The organism is Sphingobacterium phlebotomi, assembly GCF_008180195.1.
GTDB lineage: Bacteria > Bacteroidota > Bacteroidia > Sphingobacteriales > Sphingobacteriaceae > Sphingobacterium > Sphingobacterium phlebotomi.
Genome location: NZ_VTAV01000008.1, coordinates 1 through 21,153 on the forward strand (window position 1 = coordinate 1; position 21,153 = coordinate 21,153).

At 40.2% G+C, this 21,153-nt stretch carries 17 protein-coding genes and 1 tRNA gene; 11 read left to right on the forward strand and 7 right to left on the reverse strand.

What is annotated here, in order from left to right; genetic code table 11:
* Positions 1-227: hypothetical protein (locus tag FXV77_RS22350; protein WP_222867786.1), on the forward strand; the 227-nt coding region annotated here is incomplete at its 5' end.
* A 185-nt stretch (positions 228-412) separates the two neighbouring features.
* Here the strand turns inward: FXV77_RS22350 and ccoS are convergent.
* The 7 genes from ccoS to ettA form a co-directional block, all read right to left on the reverse strand.
* Complete coding sequence (gene ccoS, locus FXV77_RS12290; RefSeq protein WP_148919530.1) at positions 413-571, reverse strand: cbb3-type cytochrome oxidase assembly protein CcoS; 159 nt, start codon at positions 569-571, stop codon at positions 413-415.
* Between the two features lie 164 nt (positions 572-735).
* Positions 736-3,162, reverse strand: coding sequence for a heavy metal translocating P-type ATPase (locus tag FXV77_RS12295; RefSeq protein WP_148919531.1), 2,427 nt, complete (start codon positions 3,160-3,162; stop codon positions 736-738).
* 57 nt (positions 3,163-3,219) lie between these two features.
* Positions 3,220-4,578 carry an oxygen-independent coproporphyrinogen III oxidase gene (gene hemN, locus FXV77_RS12300; protein ID WP_148919532.1) on the reverse strand — a complete coding sequence of 453 codons (1,359 nt, stop codon included), beginning with the start codon at positions 4,576-4,578 and terminating at the stop codon, positions 3,220-3,222.
* Complete coding sequence (locus FXV77_RS12305) at positions 4,562-5,005, reverse strand: Rossmann-fold NAD(P)-binding domain-containing protein (RefSeq protein WP_148919533.1); 444 nt, start codon at positions 5,003-5,005, stop codon at positions 4,562-4,564. Before FXV77_RS12305 ends, hemN begins: the two co-directional genes overlap by 17 nt.
* A gap of 99 nt (positions 5,006-5,104) precedes the next feature.
* Entirely contained in the window at positions 5,105-6,175 is a 1,071-nt protein-coding gene (locus FXV77_RS12310; protein ID WP_148919534.1) for a response regulator, read from the reverse strand.
* 12 nt (positions 6,176-6,187) lie between these two features.
* Positions 6,188-7,372: a PAS domain-containing sensor histidine kinase gene (locus FXV77_RS12315; RefSeq protein ID WP_148919644.1), complete on the reverse strand. Its 1,185-nt coding sequence runs from the start codon at positions 7,370-7,372 to the stop codon at positions 6,188-6,190.
* 5 nt (positions 7,373-7,377) lie between these two features.
* A complete protein-coding gene (gene ettA / locus FXV77_RS12320; RefSeq protein WP_148919535.1) occupies positions 7,378-9,060 on the reverse strand; it encodes an energy-dependent translational throttle protein EttA in 1,683 nt (560 codons plus the stop codon).
* A 182-nt stretch (positions 9,061-9,242) separates the two neighbouring features.
* Here ettA and FXV77_RS12325 point away from each other — a divergent pair, with 182 nt between their 5' ends.
* From FXV77_RS12325 to FXV77_RS12370, 10 genes are all read left to right on the forward strand, one after another.
* On the forward strand, positions 9,243-11,807 hold the full coding sequence (locus FXV77_RS12325) for an ATP-dependent Clp protease ATP-binding subunit (RefSeq protein WP_148919536.1): 2,565 nt from the start codon (positions 9,243-9,245) through the stop codon (positions 11,805-11,807).
* Positions 11,808-11,922: 115 nt separating this feature from the next.
* Complete coding sequence (locus FXV77_RS12330) at positions 11,923-12,372, forward strand: hypothetical protein (RefSeq protein WP_148919537.1); 450 nt, start codon at positions 11,923-11,925, stop codon at positions 12,370-12,372.
* A gap of 853 nt (positions 12,373-13,225) precedes the next feature.
* Positions 13,226-13,299, forward strand: a tRNA-Pro gene (locus FXV77_RS12335).
* Between the two features lie 234 nt (positions 13,300-13,533).
* Positions 13,534-13,830 (forward strand): hypothetical protein, encoded by a 297-nt coding sequence (locus FXV77_RS12340; protein ID WP_148919538.1) that lies wholly within the window; start codon positions 13,534-13,536, stop codon positions 13,828-13,830.
* Positions 13,831-14,052: 222 nt separating this feature from the next.
* Positions 14,053-14,979: a hypothetical protein gene (locus tag FXV77_RS12345; RefSeq protein WP_148919539.1), complete on the forward strand. Its 927-nt coding sequence runs from the start codon at positions 14,053-14,055 to the stop codon at positions 14,977-14,979.
* A gap of 4 nt (positions 14,980-14,983) precedes the next feature.
* Entirely contained in the window at positions 14,984-16,972 is a 1,989-nt protein-coding gene (locus FXV77_RS12350; protein WP_246162454.1) for a TonB-dependent receptor plug domain-containing protein, read from the forward strand.
* A gap of 56 nt (positions 16,973-17,028) precedes the next feature.
* The gene (locus FXV77_RS12355; RefSeq protein ID WP_148919540.1) at positions 17,029-17,889 is read left to right on the forward strand and encodes an MbnP family protein; all 861 of its coding nucleotides are present in this window, start codon (positions 17,029-17,031) and stop codon (positions 17,887-17,889) included.
* Between the two features lie 67 nt (positions 17,890-17,956).
* Entirely contained in the window at positions 17,957-18,979 is a 1,023-nt protein-coding gene (locus tag FXV77_RS12360) for a cytochrome-c peroxidase (protein ID WP_148919541.1), read from the forward strand.
* Positions 18,980-19,082: 103 nt separating this feature from the next.
* Complete coding sequence (locus tag FXV77_RS12365) at positions 19,083-20,066, forward strand: PLP-dependent cysteine synthase family protein (protein WP_187444119.1); 984 nt, start codon at positions 19,083-19,085, stop codon at positions 20,064-20,066.
* A gap of 9 nt (positions 20,067-20,075) precedes the next feature.
* Positions 20,076-21,146 carry a DUF6695 family protein gene (locus tag FXV77_RS12370; protein ID WP_148919543.1) on the forward strand — a complete coding sequence of 357 codons (1,071 nt, stop codon included), beginning with the start codon at positions 20,076-20,078 and terminating at the stop codon, positions 21,144-21,146.
* Positions 21,147-21,153 lie beyond the last annotated feature (7 nt).

The window sequence follows — 21,153 nt, forward strand, 5'->3', positions numbered from 1 at the left end:
CTGTTGACCGGATCGTCAGTAATATGTACTGTACGGCCCGGACCGAAAAAATTGTATCTTCTACAGCTCTCCCCCTTCAAAAGGGTCCTGCTGCGCTACATGATCATATATCCTTCTTAAAGAACTTATTCGGCCCCGCTTCGCGCTTCGGCCTATATATCTATACCGCTATGCGGCAATCGATCTCTTATTTTTTACCCCCGTTCCCGAAGGGACTGCAAAGGTAGGAAAGTTTTCCGGAAAAACAAAAAAAATATTTTCTTTTTTATCCCCCCTTATGGATACCCCTAAGCTATCCTCCCCTCCCTCGCGGAGTGGGGCAAAGGTAGAAAAATTAAACACATAATCCAACACATACCCCACCTTTTACATCCCAAAAAACACAAATCACTGGAAAACTGGTAGATATTTTTTATTTTTCTTCCTCCTCTACTTCATCGTCGAAAAGAATCCGTACAGAAGGTGTGTAGGTATCTTCGTGTTGCCCAGTTTTATTTGCCCAGAAAAACGCTCCTAAAAATATCAAGGCGATAAAAACACTGCAACCGATTAAAAAGAATATAATGCTCATTCTTATAGTATTGAATAGTATGTATTTAGACAGCTATCTATATCCAGATTTTTAAACCTAAATAAATTCATTTTTATATGCAATATAATTGCGCATAATATAAAAAGAATTTATTTCGCTCTCCTCAGCCATCTAGAAATATTTTATAGAGGAAATATACGAAATTAATATTTCTTTATGTCGCTTAAGTTAAGCGACAACAATTTCCTTCGTTTGGCAAACCAACGTGTCGTCAAACTGGTAAATGAAATAATGGTTACCGTACTGATTGGCATTAGAATCGCAGCAAATAATGGAGACATCGTACCCTGCACGGCAAAGCTTAATCCTACCACATTATACGTTAACGATATGGCAAAGCTCATGTGTATAACTTTCACTGCATCTTTTGCAAAAGCAAAAAACGACGGTAATTTGGCAAACGAGTCACCATCCAAAATCGCGTCACAGCCGGGCGAAAAGTTGTTAATGTCATCAGAAACTGCTATTCCGAGATCCGCTTTCCGCAATGCCCCCGCATCATTCAGTCCATCCCCCAACATACACACCTGTTTTCCTTGGTCTTGCCAAAAATCTATCTTGTGCAGTTTATCCGATGGACTCTGATTAAATAGTAAACGAGCGTTGTTTGGGAAAATGAGCTTCAAGGCATCAGAGCGTCTTTCATTATCTCCCGAAATCAAATGTAAATCGTATCCCCCTTTGTTCAATGTGCCTACCACCTCCGGCAAGCCCTGCCGCCAGGATTGTTCTAGCGTAAAATACCCTTTCACCACTTCATTTATCATGACATACACCACAGAACCATCTTGATACTCATTTTTGATCCCCAGAAAAGATGCTGATCCAATTTTTACTTCGATAGCGTCAAACCGGGCCTCCATACCTTTACCTGTTATCTCTTTAAAAGTATCTGCCGTCTGCATTAGGGTGTGACCAATCCATTTTACAATCTCTCTGCTTAATGGATGGTTGGAATTTCGACATACCGAAGATACCAAAGAACGTTCTTCTCCGTCCAATTCTCCCTCAAATAGCATCAACGAAGACTTAGGAGAGGAAATTGTTCCTGTTTTATCAAATACCACACAATCTATTGCCGATAGCTGCTCAATAGCGGCTGTATTTTTTATATAGAACTTATTTCGATCGAAAATACTGAGTGCGGCAGAAAGCGTAAAAGGTGAACTAAGAGCCAATGCGCAGGGACAGGCAATAATCAATACAGCAGTAAACGCACCCCAGGCTTTTGATGAGTCGCCACCGACAAGCCAGAAAACACAAGCAACAATAGCTATACTAATCAACGCAACCGTAAAATATTTACTTATAAAATCGATAAAGGTATCATACTTCTTCTCCTGCATCTTGAAACTCTCGTTGTTCCATAATCTCGTCAGGTAACTTTGAGATACGGGTTTGACGACTTCTAACTCAATCGCCTCCCCAACTTGCCTTCCTCCCGCGTATATAATCTCCCCCAATGTTTTATCGACAGCTTTCGATTCGCCTGTTACAAAACTAAAGTCAACGGAGGCATTTCCTTTTAACAGGATAGCATCCGCCGGAATGATCTCGTTATTACGTACCAGGATACGTTGCCCCACTTCTAAATCGGCAATTTGCATTGGTTTTTCACTACCCTCTTCGATCACCGTTACGGCAACTGGAAAATACGATCGATAATCTCGTTCAAACGAAATATGATAGTATGTCCGCTGCTGCACCCATTTACCAATTAAGATAAAAAATACCAGACTACATAATGTATCCATAAAACCCGGACCCGTTTGTGTAAGGATCTCGAATGCCGAACGAAAAAACAGTACGAAAATCCCCAATGCCAAAGGCACGTCAAGATTTAGTCGCTTTTGTTTCAAGCTTAACCACGCCGATTTAAAATAATCCGAAGCACTATAAAGTAAAACCGGAATACCAAACGCCAGGTTCATATAACCGAAAAAGCTAGCATATTGTTGCTCAAATGCAGCCATCCCAAAGTATTCCGGGAAACTGATCATCATCGAATTTCCGAAACAGAATCCCGCGACAGTAATTTTAGCGATCAATCCGCGTTGATTGAGTTTTTTCCCTTCTTTTACGATATCTTGCAGTGTAATTTTAGGTTCGTAACCAATCTGCACCAGTAATTCTACCAGCTCACGTAAGGAAATCTCCTGATGCTTAAACGTGATACTCACCTGCTTCTTCATAAAATCAACTTCCGAACTTTTAACACCCGCATGCAATTTATAGAGATGCTCCAAAAGCCAGATACAGGAACTACAATGAATGACCGGAATATAGAATGTAATCATGGTTACATCCTCATCTTTATAGTCCACGAGCTTGGCAACGATATTTGGTTCATCGAGATAGCTCAAATCCGTCTTAGGTCCTTTCTGAGATTTCCCAGGATGTTGATTGTAGCGATAATATTGATGTAGATTACTTTCGTTTAATACCTGATATACCGTTTGACATCCCAAGCAACAAAAGCTATGGTTATCCAACACATAAGGTATAGCATCTACTTTATCTCCGCAATGAAAGCATGTTTTTTCCTTAACAATTTGTTCTGATTCCGGCATTTTTTATGTTTCGTGACTCGTGATTTGTTGTCCGTGATATGTTACGTGCGATTGGTCTTAAATCGCTTGGCTAAATAACTGTTCTTGTTCCTTAGATAGCTGCAATCGCTGGTCAAATGCCATACATATATTCCTCAAAAATGATCTTCCGATTTGCGTTGCTTTGATATAACCTGTTCCACACGCTACTAGACCATCTCTTTCTAAAGGATGTAATCGGTCAACTATAACCTCATTAAGCGAAAAACCATCCTTCAATTCCACTTTCCCTTTACACATCATCTCCAGAATATAACGGCGCAACACCTTATCTTCCTCATGTAATAAATGTCCTTTTACCACAGGTAAACGCTCTTCATCCAATAGCCTATAATAGTCTTCCACCTTCTTTACATTTTGTGCAAAACTACTCCAAGCATCACTTATGGAGGATACGCCTAATCCTATTAAAACAGGTGTATAGCGATCCGCATACCCCATAAAATTTCGATGCAAACTTCCGGATAAAGCGGCTTTAAAAAGCTCATCTTCGGGTTTTGCAAAATGATCCATACCGACGTCTTTATAACCTTTTTCTTCGATCATTTGTTTGCCCAATATATAAAGTGCTAACTTCTCTTCTCCGACAGGTAAATCATGCTCCGTAAAACGTCTCTGTCCGGGCTTTATCCAAGGCACATGCGCATAGCTGTAAAAAGATATACGATCGGGCGACATACGTAGGGATTTTTTTATCGTATCCCGTACAGTTGTTTGTGTCTGCAAAGGCAACCCATATATCAGATCAAAATTAATTGAAGTATAGCCTATTTCACGAGCCTCATCCATAACACGCTGTACATCCTCCACCGTTTGATGCCGATTGATAAGATATTGCACATGCGGATCAAAGTCTTGAATACCTAAGCTTAATCTTCGGAAACCAAGACGATATAATGTATGCAGGTGTTCTTTCGTCGTGTTTGCCGGATGAGCTTCAAAAGAAAAAGACGCCCCTTCTTTTACGGTGGCACCGTTTAACAGACCTACAATTAAGCGCTGCAGGTTTACCGGTTCAAAGAAGGTAGGCGTCCCTCCTCCCAAATGTATTTCACTGATAACAATTTCTTCGTCAATAGCAGCTTTATACATTTCCCATTCTCGGAGTACATAATTAATGTAGGGTGTTTCGACGCCGTGATTTTTGGTAATCCGGGTATTACACCCACAATAGGTACATAAACGCTCACAAAACGGAAGATGGACATATAAACTTATTCCGTCACTTTTTGATTGGGCGTAAGTTGTTTTTAAACGACTGAGCCATTCTTTTGGATTAAAAACGTCAGATTCCCAAAACGGTACGGTAGGATAGCTGGTATAGCGCGGTGCAGCTACATTGTATTTCGCAATCAAGCTATTATTCGGTTGCTCCATTTTTTATTTGGTTTGCGTTTGCGACATTACATTCTTTCACACAACAACACGCCTGGCCTACACATTTGCCACTACCCCACAGGTTTAGGTTTCGGATGGTCTGTTCTGCAATACCTTTTGGAGTACGGTCTGCATACGGTGTATTCGCTATTTGAATTCCCAAATCATACGCACGGTGCAAATCAATATGATCTGTTGTTATGGAACGGGTAACGATTTTCTGTACCCCAACCCGCTGTAATTCTTCCAGCAAGTCCCCGTCCAAACGATCATCTTCCGAGACAATAACTACTTCCTTACCATGCGCGTAATGTATTGTGTGGAGATTTAATGAATTAGAAATCAAGGTCAAATCATGAACTTTACCGTTCGCAATCGCCAACGATTCCTTCTCATAGTCCTTGATATTATATGCGACAGCTTTCATGAGGTCTAATTTCTGTAATGTAAACAATACAAAAATAATAAGACCTCTTGAAGATTAGGATGCACAGCATCAAGTTAGAAAATGATATTCGTCACTTAATTACCTAACTGCTTTCAATTTAGCAATAGCGGGGATAATAATGGCATTCCCTGTTTTTGTGATCAGCTTCTCGTCTTTGAAATCTGCCAACATACGGCTGATAGTCTCGTTTGCCGTACCCGCCAAAGCAGCAAGGTCATCCCTGGAGATACGAATCATGATTTCACCATCCTTACTGGATAGTGCGGATTTTTCCGCAATATTCACCAATGCGTTTGCTACGCGTTTACGTACCGTGTCATAAGCGAAGCCCAGCATTTGCTCTTCTTTTTCCCGAATATTCCCCGAAAGCAAGGTGATAAACTTACTCGCGATAGCCGGTTTGTTATACAGCAATTCAAAAAAAAGTTCCTTCGGGATCAATGCAACCTCACAGTCTTCGAGCGCTTCTGCATTATCACTATATTGCTCATTGAGTAAGAGCGCTTCATAACCAAAAAAGCTATCGTCGATATGAATACCTGTTGACAGCTCACGCCCATCCTGGTACAACAAAAAACTACGTATTTTGCCTTTGAGCAAGTAAAAGATAAAAAGCGGCGTATCCCCCGCTTCATAAATATGTTGCTTCTTTTTTAAAGCTTTTACACGAGCCTCTTTTACCAAACCTTGTAACAGATAGTTTTGTTCGTCCTCATTCAGTTGCAAAGCTGTTCCTTTTGGGGAATCGTTCACTAAGTTATTAACGATACGCTTCTCCCGTTTACGGAAACGACTTTCTATCGCATTGAGTAATTCAATGTCGTCAAATGGCTTTGTCAAATAGTCATCAGCACCCATTTCCATCGCTTTACGAATGTCGGTTCTTTCTGTCTTGGCCGTTAGGAAGATAAAAGGTATATCAGCAGTTGATTCGTTTTTACTCAACATATATAATACACCGTATCCGTCGAGTTCCGGCATCATGATATCACACAAAATAAGATCAGGTTGGTGCTTAAATGCCATGTCTACCCCTTCTTTACCATTCACGGCTGTCAATACCTTATACTCACCAGTCAACGATAGGATTTCAGCCGTTCCTTCCCTGATTTCGAAATTATCTTCAATTATCAATATCGTTTTAGACATTTTTCTACTATATTATTGTTGAAAACTCATTTTGAACATTGCTCCTTCGTTTATTGCCGAATGGTATTCCAAACTCCCGTCCATCAATTCAACATAGCGCTTAACGATATTAAGACCCAAACCAGTTCCTGGTATATTTCCCGTGTTATGCGCCCTAAAAAAAGGTTCGAATAGATTTTTCTGATCCTCTATCGGAATCCCGATACCGTTATCCTTAATACAGATGATACAAATGTCATCTTTTATCTCCGTAGAAAACTCGATAAAGGTATTTTCTCCAGAATATTTTATAGCGTTTGAGATCAAATTGATAACACTGCTTTTAATCAAGTGCCCATCTAAATAAAACATGCCTACTGCCCCAGTATGCTGATATACGATATGCTGATTCTTTTTACAGATCATCTGCATCTCCTCCGTTATTTCCTCAGCAAGCTGCACCAAATTAACATCTATTTTATTTACCACGACTTTGCCCGCTTCTAATTTCTCCAAAGAGAGAAAATCATTCAGAATATTATTCAGCAATTGAACGGCTCCACGAATACGGTTGGTATGCTTCATAATATTCGGAAGATCAGGTCGCTCTGCATATTTCTCTATCAATGATGCGGACAATTGTACGGAACTTAACGGCGTACGAAATTCATGTGAGGCCATAGATACAAAGCGGGATTTCATTTGATTGAGCTCTTTCTCTTTTTCTAATGACAGGCTAACGTCTGATTTCGCTTTCTCCAATTCAGAAACCAGCTTGATTAAATCTTTTGTCCGCTCTCTCACCTTTTCTTCCATCTCATCAGCATGCTTCCTTAACTCATCCTCAGCAGCACGTTCCTTGGATAGGTCGTGGATAAACCCCGTAAAGATATTTTTGTCTTTGTAATGCACTTCACTGACGGCCAATCGAAAAGGAAAGGTGGTACCATCTTTCTTTAATCCACGAACTTCTCTGCCGATTCCGATTATTTTTTTGACACCTGTTTTCTGATAATGCTCGATATACTCATCATGCCGGCTGTGATCGGGTTCGGGCATTAACATGGAAATATTGTTCCCAATCACTTCTTCTGGGTTATATCCGAAAAGCGTAGAGGCGGCCGGGTTGATAGATTCCACCATACCACGATTATCAATAGTGATAATTCCATCAATCGCATTTTCAATTATAGCCTCGAGAAGTCTAGCAGAATCAATCATCTCTATTTCACCAACTTTTTGTACTTCATACGTTTTGGTCCTGTATCGCCCAGACGTTTCTTTCGATTTTCTTCATATTCACTATAGTTTCCTTCGAAGAAGTAAACCTGAGAATCGCCTTCAAATGCTAAAATATGCGTACAGATACGGTCCAAAAACCAACGGTCGTGAGAAATGATAACGGCACATCCGCCAAAATTTTCCAATCCTTCTTCCAGTGCGCGCAAAGTATTTACATCAATATCGTTAGTCGGTTCATCCAGTAGCAACACATTAGATGATTTTTTTAATGTAATGGCCAGATGAACGCGATTTCGCTCTCCTCCAGACAATACGCCTACCTTCTTCTGTTGGTCAGCGCCATTAAAATTAAACTTGGACACATACGCACGGGAATTTATCGACCTGTTTCCAAGCAGGATGTTATCATTACCTTCCGTAATATTCTCCCACACCGTTTTATTCGGGTCGAGGTCATCATGGTTTTGATCCACGTAGCCCAATACCACCGTTTCCCCTACTTTAAACATTCCTGTGTCAGGCTTCTCCTGCCCTGTAATCAATCGAAACAAGGTTGTTTTACCAGCACCATTTGGACCAATAATGCCCACAATACCTGCTGGCGGCAAGGAAAAGCTGAGGTTTTCAAACAAAAGTCTGTCATCATACGCCTTTGAAATATTATTAGCTTCGATAACGGTGTTTCCCAATCGTGGCCCAGGTGGAATAAACAGTTCTAGTTTTTCTTCCCGGTCTTTTGTTTCTTCCGATGCCAGTTTTTCATAGTTATGCAACCTGGCTTTAGATTTTGCATGCCTTGCTTTCGGCGCCATGCGCACCCATTCCAACTCCCTTTCAAGTGTTTTCTGGCGTTTGGTTTCTTGTTTCTCCTCTTGTGCCAAACGCTTTGCTTTTTGGTCTAACCAAGAAGAATAATTTCCTTTCCAGGGAATCCCCTCTCCTCTATCCAACTCCAGAATCCATCCCGCAACGTTATCCAAGAAATACCGGTCGTGCGTCACAGCGATAACGGTACCTTTATACTGTTTTAAGTGTTGTTCTAGCCAGTCAATAGACTCGGCATCCAAGTGATTGGTAGGTTCATCCAAGAGTAAAACATCCGGCTCTTGGAGCAACAAGCGACAAAGTGCCACCCGCCTACGCTCTCCCCCTGACAAATTGACAATTTTCGCATCCGGTTCCGGACAACGGAGCGCATCCATCGCACGCTCTAATTTCGTATCCAATTCCCAGGCATTGGTGGCATCAATTTTATCTTGCAGTTCGCCCTGGCGAGCAAGTAATTTGTCCATTTCGTCTGGATTCTCGTACACCTCCGGCAAACCAAATCTCTCGTTTATTTCTTCATACTCTTTTAGGATCGCTGTCGTCTCAGCGACTCCTTCTTCTACGATCTCTTTAACCGTTTTCTCCGTGTCCAACTCAGGTTCCTGCGCCAAATAGCCAACAGAATAACCCGGTGAGAAGACAACTTCTCCCTGATAAGATTTGTCGAGCCCAGCAATAATCTTCAGCAAAGAGGATTTTCCAGAACCATTCAAACCGATAACACCGATTTTTGCTCCGTAAAAAAAAGATAAATAGATGTTTTTAAGAACTTGTTTTTGCGGCGGGTATATTTTATTTACACCAGCCATTGAAAAAATAATTTTCTCGTCAGACATAAGATTCGTATTGCTTTTTTTGTACAAATATAGTCATTTTTGGTTCGGAACGACTGCCATTTTGATAGTTTCCGTGCTGTGGCGTAATTGTTGATAAAATCAATACAGTAATAAGCATAGGATTTATAATTAATTTTTTTACATTTATAACATCCTATCATTAACAAAGGAAAGGTTTATACATGGAAGCAAAGTTTTCACCACGCGTCAAAGATGTTATTTCTTATAGTCGAGAAGAAGCGCTAAGACTCCGCCATGATTACATTGGCACAGAACATCTTTTGCTCGGCTTGATTCGTGAGGGCGATGGAGTGGCAATAAAGATTTTAAAAAATATTGGAGTCGATATAGGATCAATCCGTCAATCTACCGAAGATGCAGTAAAAGGGTCATCAATGTCACGTGCACCTATCGGGAACATGCCGTTGACTAAACAGGCTGAGAAGGTTCTGAAAATAACGTATTTAGAGGCTAAGATTTTTAAAAGTGACGTCATTGGTACGGAACATTTATTATTGGCAATTTTACGAGATGAGGAGAATATCGCATCTCAGGTTTTACAGCAATACAGCATCACGTACGATTTATTTAAAAGCGAAGTTGAGCAAAATAAAACAACTATAAAGGATGAAGCATCGAGTTCGTCTACAGGAGATGATGATTTTGCAGACGATGACCAACAATTTACAGCACCGAAGAAAGTTTCTGACATCAAGTCAAAAACCCCCGTATTGGATAATTTCGGAAGAGATTTAACCAAGGCAGCAGAAGAAGGCAGATTGGATCCTATTGTGGGGCGCGAGAAAGAAATTGAACGCGTTTCACAGATTCTTTCCCGCCGCAAGAAAAACAATCCAATTTTAATTGGGGAGCCTGGGGTTGGTAAATCGGCTATAGCCGAGGGATTAGCGTTGCGCATCGTACAACGCAAAGTATCTCGCGTATTATTCAACAAGCGGGTGGTTACGCTAGATTTAGCCTCTTTAGTGGCTGGCACAAAATATCGTGGTCAGTTTGAGGAGCGCATGAAAGCTGTGATGAACGAGCTGGAAAAATCACCAGATGTGATTTTATTTATCGATGAAATCCACACTATTGTGGGAGCAGGTGGTGCTTCGGGTTCGTTGGATGCCTCGAATATGTTCAAACCGGCTTTGGCTCGGGGTGAAATCCAATGTATCGGTGCTACTACACTAGACGAATACCGTCAGTATATCGAAAAAGATGGTGCATTAGACCGTCGTTTCCAGAAAGTCGTTGTAGAACCTGCTTCGCACGACGAAACGATAGAAATTTTGAATCGCATCAAAGATAAATACGAAGAGCATCATAACGTAACATATACACCCGATGCAGTAGAGGCTTGTGTATCGCTGACTACACGTTATATCACGGACCGTTTCTTACCTGATAAGGCTATTGACGCTTTGGACGAAGCTGGTTCACGTGTACATCTGAACAACATCCACGTTCCGCAATCTATCTTAGATATTGAAGAGAAAATCGAAGAGGTTAAGGTAGAAAAGAACAAAGTGGTGCGTAGCCAGAAATATGAGGAAGCGGCAAAACTTCGGGATACGGAGAAAAAACTACTCGACCAGCTTGAAAAGGAAAAAGCAGCTTGGGAAGCAGAGACGAAGTCCAAGCGTTATACCGTATCGGAAGATAGCGTAGCGGAGGTCGTATCCATGATGACGGGTATTCCGGTACAACGCGTAAGCCAGTCGGATAGCCAGAAGCTGTTGAATATGGGAGAAGCGGTTAAAGGTCGTATTATCGGTCAAGATGACGCCGTGCAGAAGTTAGTAAAAGCTATACAACGGACGCGCGCCGGATTGAAAGACCCCAAGAAACCTATCGGTTCGTTTATATTCTTAGGCCCTACCGGAGTTGGTAAAACAGAGTTGGCAAAAGAATTGGCCCGTTTTATGTTTGATTCGGAAGATGCCTTGATCCAAATTGACATGAGTGAATACATGGAAAAATTCGCTGTGTCACGTTTGGTTGGAGCGCCTCCGGGATATGTGGGTTATGAAGAAGGTGGGCAGTTAACGGAGAAAGTGCGTCGCAAACCATATGCGGTTATTCTTCTCGATGAGATTGAGAAAGCGCACCCCGATGTATTCAACTTATTGTTACAGGTATTGGATGAAGGACAATTGACAGATAGTTTGGGCAGAAAGGTAGATTTCCGCAATACGATTATTATCATGACTTCCAATATCGGAGCCCGTCAATTGAAAGAGTTTGGTCAAGGTGTAGGTTTTACCACGTCAGCAAAAACCAACCAAGCGGATTCGCATTCCAGAGGGGTTATTGAAACAGCACTCAAACGTGCTTTCGCACCGGAGTTCTTGAACCGAATCGATGATGTTATCGTCTTCAATTCATTGACTAAAGAACATATCTTTAAGATTATCGATATTGAATTGAAATATCTATTCTACCGAATAGAAGGATTAGGCTACCATATTACGCTCACGGATAAAGCAAAAGACTTTATCGCGGAGAAGGGATATGACAGTAATTTTGGTGCACGTCCGTTAAAACGCGCTATTCAAAAATACTTAGAAGACCCTATTGCCGAAGAAATATTAAAGGGCGAGGTTAAAACTGGCTCAAAGTTGAATATTGATTACGATGACGATAAAAAGGAAATCACGGTTAATAGTGTCAATCCAAAGGATACACCTGGTGATTCTATAAAATCCGATGTTTCGGAATCGAACGATAAAGAAAAAGAGTAAGATTCCCATCCAAAAAAGCGCTGTGCCAAGAGACACAGCGCTTTTTATTTGGCTTATTTTTTGCTTAATTTAAACTATTAACGTTTTTTAACGTCTTATTGGATATAAACAAAATTTGACAACCCTTAATACGATACACATGAAAAAAATTTTATTAGCCTTTTTAGTCGGTACAGCCACCTTGGCTGTGACGAGTAGCTGTACAAAAGAATATTATGAGGAATATTATGACATGGTGCCGAGTATTACCATGGTTTACGAGCGGACAGCAAACCAATGGGGAGTTGATGATTACGGAACCGATTATCTAGATTTAGAGGTTCCAGAGTTAACTAACTATTATAAAGATCAAGGAATTGTCAATGTGGCAATCAGTTTCAACGACGAACAAACTTATCTCGCTATTCCTACCACTTTTGACGCTATTTCATATTCATACGATTATACTACTGGATCTGTACGAATTTATGCACAGGATCCTATTTTGGAAGATGGAGTTACTATCACCCCCCCCGCACATATTCATATTAAAATTTCTCTAACTGATGCGGATTTTGTAGAGTAACTCTTGATAAACCGAACCTTAAATATACAACAGCCATATCCAACAACGATATGGCTGTTTTTTTGCCAGACCACTTGTTCATTTCAGTATTCTTTTGTTTCGTAACATGGATTCGGCTGCAACGAACTTCGTCATAGTCGCATAGTTCCTAGAGATGAGGCTATCCACCTAGACCACTAAATACGTTGTTTTTTTCGTCAGTACGATCGACCTTTTAGCTAGGGTTGCCCACTTTGAGCCATCCTTATTGCTCTCTAACATAACCACAGATGCCATATCCCCTAATTTACTTACTTTTATTTCACACCCACTAGGTTATGCATGGCCATAGACGTACTGCACTATAAAAACATGAAGCTAGAACTCAAGCGAAGTGTATTTTGAGTTAAAAAACATTTCGTTAAAAGCATGTTACGTAGCATTAGCTAGTCCACAACTGCACTTGTCACAAAATAATATCTATTTATCACGAACACGCGTTATTTACATATACTGCTCGCTTCCTTTACTCTATTGATGTAACAGAAAACGATCGCAGCAAATATGTTTTCTACGAACATATTCTACTTCACAACAAAGTATAAGTTGGATGACACAAGGACATATACATATGGCATTAAAACACCTCAGCTCATAACAAACGCTAAGGTATCTATTCCGAATTTAGGCAGGTTTATTTCTTTGTTGTCCGTCGACGTCAATAAACCTAATTCAAGGAATACCACATATTAAATGAATAAACTGAAAAATATCAATCATATTATCAACCATTTAAGCTGTTAATCAAAAAAACATATTGACAAAACTAAAATAAACTTTATCTTTGTGCCACAGAAAAAAGGTGATACCTTTTCGGGGTGTAGCGTAGCCCGGTATCGCGCCACATTTGGGATGTGGAGGTCGTAGGTTCGAATCCTGCCACCCCGACTGAAAAGCTCGATATTCATCGAGCTTTTTTATTTTCAAGTGGAATAATCCGCAATAAAAATGCACAGAATATTAAATAATTCACAAAAGTGATGTTTGTCATTTCCATGAGAAATTGTTTCCGTATATTTGACAACAATCAATAAAAATAAGAAACGGATTTTGATACGTTTTTGTACATATATTCTATTAGTCACTTTAACACTGCAATCATTTTATCGCAGTATTATGACTATGGAATATCAGATACACCTTCCTGAATATTTGGCAAAATGTATAAATAAAGACCGACCAGAGCTTCATTGTGATGGTCAATGCGTACTGATGCAGAAAATAAAGGAAAAAGAGAAAGAGGAAACAAAAAAAAATCTAGTAGTATATGAATATAGCGCTCTTTACGTGCATAAAGAGAACACCGCTTATACTATGTACCAGCCAAAAGAAGAAATCAGCCCAAACCATTTCTCACCTTATCTAATTGATTATTTATTTAATTACAACACCTCTATATTCCATCCCCCAATTAGCTAATCCACATCAGTGGAGCGTAGCCCTGACGTCAACTTGGCGCTACTTGTTATTTGGATGCAATTCATTTCTTAGCATAGACTAGAAACAAAGTATCATTTTATAATGATGGCTATTGGAAATACCTCGTTCATCCCATATAACATATGTTAGTTCTCGATCTGTCAATTCCATTAACAGGCTACTGAATTTCAATCATTTTTCATAAAACATTCATCAATAATAATGAGAAAAACACTATTTTTTCTTACGGCAGCATGCTTTGCAATATTGTCCTGTACAAAAGAAAAAACGGATTACGAAGCGGAAATAGAGGTCGTAGTTCCAACGTACGATGAATTTAAAGAAGCTGCTAATATCCATAACGGAATTTATGACATCAGCATTGAAGCATTGAATGGAACATTCTATAAGGGATACAATGAAATCCGTTTAAAGATTACGAATAGCCAAACCAACGAGAAAACGTCGGCCTCTTCCGTTACCTTCCTCCCTATCCGAAGCGACGGAGAGCAGCAAAACACTTCCTGCCCTCATCAATACGATTTGGCTTATTTAACAGCAGAAAACTATTTTTTGGGATACGTTGTATTTACGAATGAAAGTAGTCCGAATGGGCGCTGGGAATTTTATATCAGTTTCACTATTGATAATCAAACCTACACAGTAAAGGAAACTATCAATGTTCAAGAGCAGATTAACAAAAACCTGCATATGGCTACATTTACCGGAAAGGATAATGAACAGTATTTCATCGCTTTAGTATCACCTCAAAGGCCAAAGGTCGGTGAAAATGAATTGATTGCCGGAATTTATAAATTCAACAAACCCACCAATCCACCAACTGGAGATTTTCCGGATCCTTCGCAGTTCTCATACGCGCAAGTAAGTGATTATACTTTACAGCTGGATCCACGGATGCCCGAGCCTTCTATGGGGAATCATTCTTCACCAAACAATAAGGATTTAATGCAGCAAAACGATGGTCTGTACCACGGAGTGGTCAATTACACCATGACGGGGAACTGGACGTTGAATTTCATCATGTTGAACCAAAACGGAAAAATGATCAAAGGCACGGAAGTCTCCACGGATTTCACACCCGGAGTCGAGGGAGTGAAAAGCGAATTACATATTGATATTCTATTCTAAGGTAATGATGAAGTTACATATTATTTTTGCGATTCTTTCTCTTGGAATGAATGCTAATGCCCAAAATCTGCCAACCCAAAATGATAGTACTCACCGAATCGAAGAGGTAAAGGTCATGGCCAAAGCCAAAAAAAAGATAGAAACCGAAATGAAAATGGCGGTTTCGGTAGATGACTTTTTAGCATCTTCTGATAACATCAGTTTCGTAAAACGAGGGGCCTATGCTTGGGAACCTCTGTTAAATAACATGAGTACAGAACGTTCTACGATTACGATTGACGGTATGCACGTTTTTGGCGCTTGTACGGATAAAATGGATCCGGTCACGTCGTATGTAGAAAGCAATAACCTCTCTACTATTGACATTACATCCGGACAAAAAGGAAGTATGCACGGTGCAACTGTAGCAGGAAGTATCGACCTTAAAAGGAGAAATACACCATTCGGTCTGGAAAAGACGTGGAGCGGAGGTTATCAAACCGGCTTTGAGAGCAATAACAAACAGTTTTTCAACCTCGGAAACTTGGCTTATTCAAGCGATAAGTTTGTAGCAGACGGCAGTATTGCTTTTCGGAAAGCGGGCAATTATTACGATGGAAATAACGGTGAAGTAAACCACTCTCAATACAGTAAATTTAACACCTCATTGGGTCTGGCCTATAAAACAAGCCCACTTTCTTCCGTTCGGGTGGATGCTATCTACGACAAAGCAGAAGATGTAGGTTTCCCCGCACTTCCTATGGATTTATGGCTTTCCCGTGCACTAATCACATCTGCCGCTTATAAACAATTGTTTGAAGAGGGTATGCTGCGGGTTTGGGACACCAAACTGTATTTCAATGCGATAGAACATTACATGGACGATACCAAACGTCCTGAAAATTTGGTTCACATGGATATGCCCGGCTGGAGTACCACCTACGGCTTGGTTTCACGCGCAAATTTAAAACGTGGTGATTACAGTTCCGAAATCCAGCTGAATATATACGATAATCTATCCATTGCGGAAATGACGATGTATCCACAAGATCGTAGTAAAAAAACGATGTTTGCATACAGTTGGCCTTGGGTAACAACGCGTTTTGCCGGACTCTCCGTAAACAATTCGTGGGACTTTTCCGAAATGAGCCGATTGAATTTCGGAGGCTCTTTGGGATGGAATTACAACCACTCCAAGTACGTAGAATTTAATTGGATTTTCTATCCCGGTACACCACAGAAAAAAAATAGAATATTGCCGGCTTTACATGCGAGTTATCAGCTGCAGATCAATCAATTTGATTTTTCTGTCGGTACAGGTTACGGACATCGAGCCCCTTCTGTTTCGGAAGGATATGGGTACTACATCTATAATAGCTTTGACCGCTACGATTATATCGGAAACCCCGATCTCAAAAACGAAATTTCTTATGAGGTCAATGCAAGTGCAGGATTTAAAAATGAAAAGATGAGCATAGAGGCAAAAGTAAACTATTTCTATATCCAAAATTATATCGTCGGAAAAATTTTAAGCTTAGGAAGCCCGATGAACTATCAATCAGTCGGTGTGAAAGGTTACACATCATTAGACCATGCCAAGCTTTTCAATACGGCAATAAACGCCAAATACGACATACTGCAACACTTGCACTGGAAAGGAACAGTTACATATGCAAGAGCCGCGGATGATAAAAATGGGAATCTACCCTTCATCCGGCCGTTGACTTATCAGACATCTATCCATTTTATGCATAAGAAATTCGGTGTGCAGACCTCTTTGCACGGTGATCTTGCACAAGACAACTATAGTCCTGAATACGGTGAAGATCGTACCCCGGCGTATAAAATTTGGAACCTCTCTGCCGACTATACTTTCAATTTCAATAATTATAGAGCCGTTGTGCAAATCGGTGCTGAAAATTTATTCAATGAATATTACAGTACCTATGCCGATTGGGGGAATATACCGAGAATGGGGCGTAACATTTTCACTTCTTTAACATTCAGTTTCTAACACACAACGATGGATTAAAACAATTATAATTTTAAATACAAATCAAATATCAAAAAATGAAAACACTTAAAAACTATCTATTATTGTCGGTATGTGCACTTGCATGTATCGCCTGTAGCAAGAATGACGACAACCCTGTTGCCAACAATATCACCTTGCATTTTCACAATACTTTTAAGGGCGAGACAATTGTACTGGGAGATGCAACATCTTCTACCGCCACCGTAAACACCTCCGCAGAAGGCCAAGTCCATCATTTCTCTGAGTTGAAATACGTGATAAGCAACATCCGCTTGGTAAAAGTGGACGGCAATGAAAATCCCTACAACATCAATGATTTAGATAAAGGAGCGACGGTCATCAATCATGCAAAACCGCAAACGTTAGATTATGTATTGGCCAATATTCCCACAGGTGAATATAAGCAGATCAAATTTGGTTTGGGTGTTAAGCCTGAATTAAATACGCTCGACCAAGTAAAATTTCCCAATTTCTACGCTGAAGCTGGTGCAAACGATACTAAAATGCATTGGGAATGGGGTACGGGATATCGTTTTACCAAAATCGAAGGTTTTTATGATAACGATCACAAAGAGATATCTATCCATACAGGGAGCACGGTAGAGGGCACGGAAGGTGAAGAAGAGACATACACGCAGGGCGTGAATGCTTACCGAGATATTACACTGGATCTCGCTACCCATGCGGTAGTAGGACAAGTCTCACCCAAAATTACAATTAAAGCAGACTTTGACAACCTTCTGAGTGGAAAAACCAATACGATTACGTTAGGTCCAGGAAATGCTACACCAAGCGTTCATACAGCTGCGAATATGGTATTGTTTGTCGATAACCTGGGCGGTGATGGTTCCGACGACCGTACGGGTATATTTTCGATTGAAAGCATAGAAAATTAAAGTGAAGAAACAGAGCTGCCAAAATCGGTAAAAAAACGGCAGCTCTTTTCTCCAAAATTTATCAAACATGAAACGTTTATTTGTTGCATTATCTATTTTACTACTCCTACTATCCTGTCATCGGGATGATGTTATCGAACCAATACGCCATGACAACCCCGAAATCCCCTTGAATATCCCCTCTGGCTTCCCGGCACTAAATAATGCAATAAATAAAAATAAACCCACAAAGTACGGGGTGGAATTAGGAGAAAAATTATTCCACGAGAAAAAATTCAGTGGCAATAACACGATTTCATGTGCGAGCTGCCATAACCAATCAAGTGCTTTTGCCGACAACAACATTCAGGCTATAGGTATTTACGACAGAGTAGGTCTTCGCAATACACCTCCCATTCAAAATCTGGCGTTTATGAAGTTTTATAATTGGGATGGCAACAAACTCACGTTGGAAAGCCAACCGTTAGTTCCTATAATCACACATGAAGAAATGAATTCCTCTATTTTAGAAGTGATTGAAAAAATAAGGGATGACCATGATTATAAGAATATGTTCCGAAAAGCATTCGGCGATGAAGGTATCACCCCTGACAGGATTTATCGAAGTATTGCACAGTATGAATATACACTAATTTCCTCAAATAGCAAGTATGATAAAGTGATAAGAAACGAGGGGGAAACATTTACAGAAAGTGAAGCAAGAGGCTATCAAGTATTTAAAATCAAATGTGTCGATTGCCATAGTACAGAACTGTTTACAGACCAAAGTTTCAGAAATGTCGGTTTTCCTTTAAACCCCAGTACAGAAGAGGGGGGACGTGGCAGAGTAACGGGGATTCCGACAGATTATATGCGTTTTCGGGTGCCCTCTCTAAGGAACGCCGAATACACCGCACCTTATGGTAGTTTCGGGCAGTTTCCGACTTTAAGAGCTGTTTTGGATTATTTTGACAATGGTGTGTCAGATGCTGATAACCTCGACCCTATCTTAAAAGAAAATGGCAATAGGATACCGTTAAATGAACAGGAAAAGGATGATATCATTTCTTTTATTAGAACATTGAGCGATAGTACATTCGTTGGAAAATAAATTCCCAATTGTTTCCTAAATTGAGATTAATATTTGTTCTCAAGATATGCTATAACAGTAATTTCTTCGTTATAGATATGGCATAATTAAGAAACACGATATTTTGATTAGCAAATTTATAGGCAATACCCCACTTCGGCACTGTGATGCGCTTTCCACTCGATATCACACCAACATTTTTATTAAAGAGGAATTTCATAACCTTGGAATGTCTGCTAAAGATCGGCCTGCCCTATTTATGATGGAGGATGCAATAGCTAGAAAGAAAATTAAACCCGGAGGAATTTTTGTAGAAGCTAGCAGCGGCAATACAGGCCTAGGAATTACCTTAATAGCAAAAAAATTGGGATATCTTGCTAAAATATTCGTATCGCAAAGCTGTTCAAAAGAAAAAATAGATCTTCTGATAAAAGCCGGTGCCGATATCGAAATTTGTGAGAACTCCAATGGGTTGCACGATTTCAATTCAACACAATTTCGCGCGCAGTCCTTTGCATCTATGCATCCCAATGCCTACTTCACCAATCAATATTACAATACGCAGAATATCAGAGCACACTATAAAACGACTGGCCCCGAAATTTGGGAACAAACAGACGGCGACATTACTCATTTTATAGCAGGGGTTGGTACAGGCGGAACCATATCGGGTGTCGGCCGTTTTCTAAAGGAACAACATACCGATATTAACGTTTGGGGCATAGAACCAAGCGGTTCTATCCTCGGTCACTTTGTTAAGCATCGGACATTGCCTACAAGCATAGTTCCGTTTGATCCCATCGAAGGAATAGGAAGAAACTTCATTCCAGGATCATTTGACGCAGACTATGTAGATCATATCTTTCAGGTGAATTGTCAAGAAACAAAGCGTGTGGCAAAGGAGTATTATAATCAAACCGGTATTAGAGTAGGATTTTCCAGTGCTGCCGTCATGGCGTCTTTGGATAGCTATATTGACAGGATGGACTTTGCACCAACCGATACGGTGGTTTTATTTTTTCCAGATCATGGGGACCGATATATCAGCAAGCTTTATAACGACAATATCCGTCGACCCCATACTTCTTCAAACATGACTACATTCTAACATTTAGATATGGATACTTTCAACGATATCGCTGTTCCTATTTCCTGGCCAGATAAAACTGCACTGGGAGATGAGAAATGGATGGCATTTTTAAAGCAGATTGGTCTCGTAAAAAATCTCCATTTTAAAGTAGGGCACGCCGCAATATTACTTATCGAAAGAACGAGTGGAAGGATACTCTATTTCGATTTCGGCCGTTATTTATCGCCACGCGGTTATGGACGAGCGAGATCCGCTCTTTTTGATCCACGCTTGGAAATTTCCACAAAAGCACAAATTACACGTCAGGGTGAAATACAGAACATAAACGAAATCTTGGAGGAACTTTGTAAAAAAGAGGAGGCTACACATGGAGGTGGACGGACATTTTTTTCAATAAGCAAACAGGTTTCCTTTTCTAAATGCATCAATTATGCTGAAAAACTGGTAGCCGAGGGACCTGTTTTATATGGTGCTCTTGCGAAAGATAACAACAGTTGCTCCCGTTTTGTAGCACAGGTATTAACGGAAGGTATGGATATAGATGATAAAAGACGTCGTAAAATACTATACCCGGAGTGCCTTAAGGCAAGTCCGATGAGTAATGTTATTAACGCCGTCCCGAACGAAGAAGTTTTCTGTTACGATCAAGGGATACTCAAGCAGTGGAAAATGGGGCGAAAAGATTCACTGCTATTTCAATTCGGCTTGCTGAAAGATAATTTTACTAGAAAAGGTTCGCAAGATTTAGCTTGTGACCAAACACCTGGAATGATAGAAGCTCCATCACGTCCGTCCAACCTACCGGAGCATGTCCAATGGATCGGCGGTATTGGTGAGGGCGCTTGGTTCCGATTGGAGCAACTCGAAGGTGAAAACACGTTTTTCATTCATAAATATGCAGCTTCGGGAAAATTAGAATATAAGGTACAAACGACCTGTATCCAAAAATTCGAAATCGATCGTCCATATACCTTTACGCCCAACTTCCTATATGATAACTATCCAATTATACAGGACAGTAATCTGTACATATTTTCGGCAATGAAAACCGTCGACCACACAGAGAACGATAAGGAAAACATAAACGTTATTTTTTAAGAACATA

Coding starts and splice junctions, on each gene's coding strand:
- hemN (WP_148919532.1), bottom strand. CDS start 4,578: ATGGAGCAACCGAATAATAGCTTGATTGCGAAATACAATGTAGCTGCA.
- FXV77_RS12360 (WP_148919541.1), top strand. CDS start 17,957: ATGAAACGTTTATTTGTTGCATTATCTATTTTACTACTCCTACTATCC.
- ettA (WP_148919535.1), bottom strand. CDS start 9,060: ATGTCTGACGAGAAAATTATTTTTTCAATGGCTGGTGTAAATAAAATA.
- FXV77_RS12340 (WP_148919538.1), top strand. CDS start 13,534: ATGGAATATCAGATACACCTTCCTGAATATTTGGCAAAATGTATAAAT.
- ccoS (WP_148919530.1), bottom strand. CDS start 571: ATGAGCATTATATTCTTTTTAATCGGTTGCAGTGTTTTTATCGCCTTG.
- FXV77_RS12305 (WP_148919533.1), bottom strand. CDS start 5,005: ATGAAAGCTGTCGCATATAATATCAAGGACTATGAGAAGGAATCGTTG.
- FXV77_RS12370 (WP_148919543.1), top strand. CDS start 20,076: ATGGATACTTTCAACGATATCGCTGTTCCTATTTCCTGGCCAGATAAA.
- FXV77_RS12350 (WP_246162454.1), top strand. CDS start 14,984: ATGATGAAGTTACATATTATTTTTGCGATTCTTTCTCTTGGAATGAAT.
- FXV77_RS12310 (WP_148919534.1), bottom strand. CDS start 6,175: ATGTCTAAAACGATATTGATAATTGAAGATAATTTCGAAATCAGGGAA.
- FXV77_RS12325 (WP_148919536.1), top strand. CDS start 9,243: ATGGAAGCAAAGTTTTCACCACGCGTCAAAGATGTTATTTCTTATAGT.
- FXV77_RS12295 (WP_148919531.1), bottom strand. CDS start 3,162: ATGCCGGAATCAGAACAAATTGTTAAGGAAAAAACATGCTTTCATTGC.
- FXV77_RS12345 (WP_148919539.1), top strand. CDS start 14,053: ATGAGAAAAACACTATTTTTTCTTACGGCAGCATGCTTTGCAATATTG.
- FXV77_RS12355 (WP_148919540.1), top strand. CDS start 17,029: ATGAAAACACTTAAAAACTATCTATTATTGTCGGTATGTGCACTTGCA.